Here is a 6816-nt window from a genome sequence, read left to right as displayed (position 1 = left end):
AAGCGATTACCCTCCGAGATAATCGCTTTTTTTGTATGCTACACCTCTCATCTTTTACTAGAAGAGATAGGTTATGTCAATAATCTAGCGTTTCATTTAATTAAACTTGATTGCTCTGTTCCTTCAGAAGAGGGCCAAATTTTTTCTCCACATACGCTCTAGTAAAGAGAGTTAAGATGGATATTCCTAAAGCAACGACTCCTAATTCTACTGATAGAAGGAAAACAAAAGCAGAAATACTTAATAGTAGTAATCCGTATAGATATAATTTCATTTACTCTACCAACTTTCTTAATGTTATCGTATTGCATTATCTTATTTCATATACTATAGCAATAATTTGTTAACGGAGTGTTAACAAGTACAAGTTTTCATATTTTGTTTAAAAAAATTAATGTATCTGTTTCTACGTATGAGCGAAAAGAAAGTTTCAATATATTATTATTCCCGAGAAAGAGAAATTATAAACGTTTTTTTATTTTGTTGCTGTAATGAACATCATGCCTAATGGGTGTCACAAAACTATTTAAATTCATTTTGAAATGTTTGTCCGTAGAAATAGAATGTTTTGGAACAAAGGAAATTAGGCTATTCAATAGAATCATATAGATAGTATGGAAATTCAATTTTACTTTGATTAATCGATTATAATCGATTTTTATTGATTATTGATATATAATCGATTTATGTAGACCATACTGATAAAGTGAAACTTTAATCGGTGGGGGTTTTCCTTCATCCCCACCGATTATTAGCTTGATCTCCCACTTACTCGTCTATGTGCCCTCACGGTTTTGTTGAAGTGAGAGGTCTTAGAACCAGTTTGAACGGGATAAAGAGAGGTGAAAGGGTATGTTTAAGGAAACACCTACATTAGAGTTGAAGCGTGAAGTGACGGAAGGATTGAAGAAAGAAGTCATTGCTTTTGCAAATACAAATGGTGGCAAAGTGCTAATTGGTGTAGAAGATGATGGAACGGTGATTGGCTTAGCATCTGCCCATCGGGAATTAGAGAGAATTAGCAGTATACTTCGTGACAGTATTAAGCCCGATATTTTGGTGCATACAAGTGCTCAAATTGTCACGATTCAAGGGAAGGAAATCATTGAAATTGAAGTGACAAGAGGTGCAAGAAGACCGTATCATTTGGCTAACAAAGGGATGAAGCCATCAGGTGTATTTGTACGTCATGGCACATCTGTGAGTGCTGCATCTGATGAAGCGATTCGTCAGATGATTAAAGAGAGTGATGGTTTTGATTTTGAGAATATGCGTTGCCTCAATCAACAGCTTACATTCCAAGAAGCCAAAAAGGTATTTGAGCAGCAGCAACTAACTTTTGGTGATTCACAGTTACGAACCCTTGGGGTAGTGAATGATGAGGGTTATTATACAAACGTAGCGTTACTTTTATCGGATCAATGTGAGCATTCCATTAAATGCGCAAGGTATAACGGTGATACAAAGCTTGAATTTAAGGACCGGAAAGAGTTTACGGGCTCTTTATTAAAACAAGTGAATGATGCTTTCGAATATATCCAAATGCACAATGCAACATCTTCTTATTTTAATGGTTTATCTCGTGTAGAAATGACGGAATACCCAGCTTATGCGATTCGGGAAGCACTCATTAATGCGGCTGTTCATCGAGATTATAGCTTTAGTACTAGCATTTTAATTCATCTATTTGATGATCGAATCGAATTTGTTTCAGTTGGTGGGCTCGTATCGGGCTTAACGATTACTGACATTGAGCTTGGTATTTCACAAAGTCGTAATCCAAAGCTAGCAAACATCTTCTTTCGATTAAAATGGATTGAAAGCTACGGGACGGGGCTTCAACGCATGAAAGAAAGCTATCAAGATACAGGCTTACTTCCATCGTGGGAAATTGGTCCAAACTCTTTTGTGGTCACATTACCTAAAATTGATTTAGACCATCCTTTGGAACAAGACCATGACCATGCTTCTTTATTGGAGTGGTTATCCTCACAGCCTACATTCACAAGCAAAGATGTAGAACATTATTTAAATAAAAGTAAATCTTCTGTCAGACAGTTGATTCAACAATTACTGGAACAAAAAGTAATTGTAAAGAAGGGAAATGGGCCTTCTACTAGGTATGAGGTTAGACAATAAAAGGATTTGAAATAGACAAAAACCATCTTAAAGTAAGGCATTTTTACTTTGAGATGGTTTTTCTATTGTCTAGCTTCAGCGCCCAGAGACTAGTAAACTTCGCTCTCTTCCCTACGATAGGTCAACATCGAATCGCCTATCGGCTCTTCGTGTTGTCTAGTTTCGAACGCCATCGGCTCGAAGACATAAGTCAATCAGTCCAGAAAGTTAAAAGCGACCTTCTAGCCAGCTTGCTTTATGCTTGTCACCAATAAACAGGCGTTCTCCACATTTCGGTTTTTCCTTTATCTAAAGGATGAGAGCTCCAGTTTATACGTCTCTAAACGGGCGCTTGCGCTTTTCTTGTGAAGAGATTAATTGACCGTTTATTTTCGCCATTTTAATTTAATTTATGAATTTTAAAACCTTGGCAACGCATCAACCGCATCTGCTAAGTCACTATATGAATCTTTCAAATAACGACTGGTTGTCGCTATGTTGCTGTGACCAGCAAGTCTGCGCACTTTTTCAATATCATTGTTCGTTGCCTTCAGCATCCACTTACAAAATGTATGTCGGAACATATGAGGCGTTAGCTTTTTCTTCGGTAAGCTATAGCCTTCAATCATTGTCTGAATACCACGAACAGTAAACTTCGGTGAGCGTTGACTGTAGAAGACATATGGTGAATCCGCAATATACGGTTTTTGCTCTGCCATTTTGGACCTAAAACTAAACCATTCCTGTATTTCAGCCAGCAGTATGTTGGCAATCGGTATGGTCCGCACCTTCATACCTTTTCCGACAACACGAATACGCTTTAACTCCAGGTCCACATCTGTCAGCTTGAGGCATGATAGTTCGTCCACCCTTAGTCCAGCATATGTCAGTAAGTAGATAATGGTTCTATCTCTACGAAACTTTTCTTCGGGATCAACACCACGACTTTTGACGGGTTTCTTCCTTATTATATGGAGTAAATCTTCGAACTCATCTTCCGTTAGCCACATGATCTTTTCATGCTCTTCATCTGCAGATTTCAAATCTTGAATATCTATAATTGGATTGTGCTGTATCTTCTTCATTTTCACAGCCCAATTATAAAATCCTCTTAATGCATTTAATCGACGATTGATGGTAGTGATTGCTAACGCTTTTGTATGTGTAGGATTTAACATTTCATTGATCCATTTTCGGATATCAGCTGCCGTTACAAAATCATCTGGTTGAATATGTAAATCACGGAAAAAATAAGATAAATCATTACTATAGGAAATAATGGTATTTTGTGCCATTCCCTTTTCTTGGAGAAAGGAAATATATTCCTGAATCATCGTTCACACTCCTTTCCTGAAGTTAACAGAGTGAATATTCTAACTTATCTATTAATTACGAAACATTCTAAATAAACTTTATATTATGTTAATTGCGATAATTTCTATAATTTTAATATATAAATAATTTAATATTTTTCAATTGATTTTTAATATTAATAATCTTAACAAAAAAGATTGGTTATATATGTTAAAAAAGTAAAAATAAGATAAATTGTTACCGGAGAAATAAATGGTACTTTAATCCAATTGGATATGGAAAAATATTTCTAAATCGTTGTTGAAATTTATTCACTTATATGCCGAGTATATTACTATCATTTACTATCTAAAACCCTATTGTTTTTAAACATTATATGCCGAGTTTAACACATGTTTTTTAAGAATGAACGTATATAATGTATATTATGTGCCTAGTTTGTTTTAACCATATTTTAGACGAAAATGTGTGGGATTGCAACAATTTTTCTTGGTACGAAGAAAAGAATTGAAAAAGAAACATTTTTAAGTGATAAAGAAGAAAAGAAGAATAAAATAAAGGTTGTAAATATGTAAAAGAAGTAAAAAAGAAAAAAATAAAGACAGTAAAGAATAAAAGAGTAAAAGAATAAAAAAATATAAGTATTTAACAATAAAAGAGGATGAGAAGATAAGTTTAAAAGTAGTAAAAAAGAAAAGAAGAAGTGAAGAAAAATTCAAAAGTGATAAAGAAGTAAAGAAGAAAAGTAAGTGTATTAAAAAATGAAAAGAGGAAGAAGAGAGAAAATAGAAGTATGAGAGAAGAAAGGAAGAAGTGAAGAAAAGTTTAAAAGTGATAAAGAAGAAAAGAAGGAGAGGAAGAAATGAAATGTCATAAAAAATGAAAAGAGGAAGAAAAGGGAAAATAGAAGTATGAGAGAAGAAAGGAAGAAGCGAAGAAAAGTTTAAAGGTGATAAAGAAGAAAAGAAGGAGAGAGAAAAATGAAATGCTTTAAAAAATGAAAAGAGGAAGAAGAAAGAAAATAGAAGTATGAGAGAGGAAAAGAAGAAGTGAAGAAAAGTTTAAAGGTGATAAAGAAGAAATGAAGTGAAAAATAGGAAAGAGATTCTTTTCTTCTATTAATAGATATCAGTTTATTGCAAGGATTGTTATTGTTGATGATGTATCTGCACGAGATGTATAGCTATTAGAAGGTCAATGGTTAAAAGGGAAAAGATATCGCAATTTTGGTCCTACAGGTCCATAATTATACTTACTTGATAAGGAGGAGATTCCGATGTAATCCGTTGTGGAATATAAAGTGGAGATGGAGCGATTGATCTTGGGGAACAAATGAACAAAGTAATCCCGAGTTAAGTTGAAAGTCTTTTAAATTCTTAATCTTAATGATTCTGGCAGAGATTCAATTATTTATTCAGATTACTGATTTTAAATAGAGTGGAGGACTGTACTCGATTGGTAAGATTTTGTCGTTATCGCAAGCTTTTCTCCTTGCTAGCATCTCGATGCTTTTTCAACTGCGCTGTAAAAAGGGGCTGTCTCAATTGTCATTTGAGACAGCCCCTTTTTATGAATAGGATGTGCGATGTCGCTTTTACCACCGGCATTAACAAGTAGCTTTGATAGTTTCTGTATTTACTAACAAATGCCTGTTATGCTTTTGGAGGTGTTCCTTCAGCGTTTGATACAACTACATCGATTTGGATTAAAGCATCTTTAGGTAAAGCTGATACGCCAACTGTTCTTCGTGCAGGAACACCGCCTGGGAAGAATGTTGTGTAAACTTCGTCTACAGCATCAATATCTGCAATATTTTTAAGAAAGATATTTACTTTAACCACATCGTCCATAACGTGGTTGATACTTTCTAAAATTGCCTTGATATTTTTTAAGCACTGTCCAGCCTGCTCTTTTACACCACCAGCTACTATTTGACCAGTTGTTGGGTCCAAAGGTAATTGAGCTGAAAGATGATTGTAATGAGAAAATGCTACAGTTTGTGTAGATAGAGAACACTTTGGTGCATTTTTAGTGTTGTTTGCCCATATGACAAGTCCATGTCTGTCTTCAACAGCTTGTGGTGGTGTACCATCTCCGTGTGATACCACTGCTTCAATTTGTACTAAAGCATCCATAGGTAAAGCTGAAGCTGCAACTATTGTACGTGCAGGGACATAGGCTACGGCTCTGGCGATAGCCGAGTCTGGGAAAAATGTTGTATAAACTTCGTTTACGGCCTCTATATCCGAGAGGTTTTTAAGGAAGATATTAATTTTAACAATATCGTCAAAAGGAACATCGATACTTTCTAAAATTGCCTTGATATTTTTTAAGCACTGTCCAGCCTGCTCTTTTACACCGCCAGTTACCGATCTACCAGTTTTTGGATCGATAGGTAATTGAGCTGAAAGATTGTTGTAATGAGAGAAAGACACAGTTTGTGTAGATAAAGGACTTATTGGTGCATTTGCCGTGTTATTTGTAAGCTTTATGAGATCGCCTGCTTGTGGTGCATTTGGAATTGTACCTTCACCATTTGAAACAAGTGCTTCAATTTGCACCAAAGCATCCATAGGTAAAGCTGCAACTGCGACTGTCGTCCGTGTAGGAACATAGGTAGGGAAGAATGTTTTATAAACTTCATCTACGGCGTCAATATCTTTGATATTCTTAACGAATACAGTGATTCTAACAATATCGCTCATAACATGATCGATGCTGTCTATAATTGCCTTGATATTTTTAAAGCACTGTTCAGCCTGCTCTTTTATACCGCCAGCTACTAATTTACCGGTTTTGGGTTCGATAGGTAATTGAGCTGAAAGATTATTATAATGAGAGAACGCTACAGTTTGTGAATATAGACCAATACCATTTGGAGCATTTTCCGCATTTCTTGCTACTACTGCGTTATCGCCGTTCATGAAGTTATTCTCCTTTTAGATATATTTATGTATTTCTTACAAGGTTCATATTAAAAGATATAGAAACAACTATATGTGGAATTATTCATACCCTGACTGCCAAATATTTGACGCTTCAAGAATATACAATGCATGCTTTTGTAATATTATAAATGGTGTGAATGCAACTGAATTTGATTTAAATATTGAATGATAACGCTTTCAATACGGTCGTGATAATTTTATCGTAATAACTGGAAGATAAGAGTGTATATTCACTGAATATTATTCGGGGAAAATATATAAAATTAATTATTTATTCAATTACTATACTTTTTATTTATTATCAGAATATTGTGGTCCCTGGTGGTGGTTTTAGTATTATGTTAAGGACTTTCATTTTACCATTATTTATAAGACAAATTACAGCAAGATGGAAAAGAAATATGGACAGCACAATCAACAATATATACAAAAACAG

General features: G+C 34.7%; 4 protein-coding genes. 1 reads left to right on the top strand and 3 read right to left on the bottom strand.

From position 1 onward, the window contains the following. Nucleotides 1-100: 100 nt before the first annotated feature. Nucleotides 101-274: a hypothetical protein gene (locus TX86_RS26795; RefSeq protein WP_154663170.1), complete on the bottom strand. Its 174-nt coding sequence runs from the start codon at nt 272-274 to the stop codon at nt 101-103. A gap of 578 nt (nt 275-852) precedes the next feature. Between TX86_RS26795 and TX86_RS18820 the strand changes: the two genes are divergently transcribed. Then, entirely contained in the window at nt 853-2139 is a 1287-nt protein-coding gene (locus tag TX86_RS18820; RefSeq protein ID WP_042351293.1) for an RNA-binding domain-containing protein, read from the top strand. A 398-nt stretch (nt 2140-2537) separates the two neighbouring features. Here the strand turns inward: TX86_RS18820 and TX86_RS18815 are convergent, their stop codons facing one another. Together TX86_RS18815 and TX86_RS18810 are read right to left on the bottom strand one after the other, a co-directional pair. Then, nucleotides 2538-3452, bottom strand: a complete 915-nt coding sequence (locus TX86_RS18815; RefSeq protein ID WP_042351292.1) for a tyrosine-type recombinase/integrase — start codon at nt 3450-3452, stop codon at nt 2538-2540. A gap of 1632 nt (nt 3453-5084) precedes the next feature. Continuing rightward, entirely contained in the window at nt 5085-6356 is a 1272-nt protein-coding gene (locus TX86_RS18810; RefSeq protein ID WP_042351291.1) for a RidA family protein, read from the bottom strand. Nucleotides 6357-6816 lie beyond the last annotated feature (460 nt).

The organism is Bacillus massiliigorillae (assembly GCF_000380245.2).
GTDB lineage: Bacteria > Bacillota > Bacilli > Bacillales > DSM-1321 > Bacillus_AD > Bacillus_AD massiliigorillae.
This window is presented reverse-complemented; position numbering and strand designations above follow the sequence as displayed.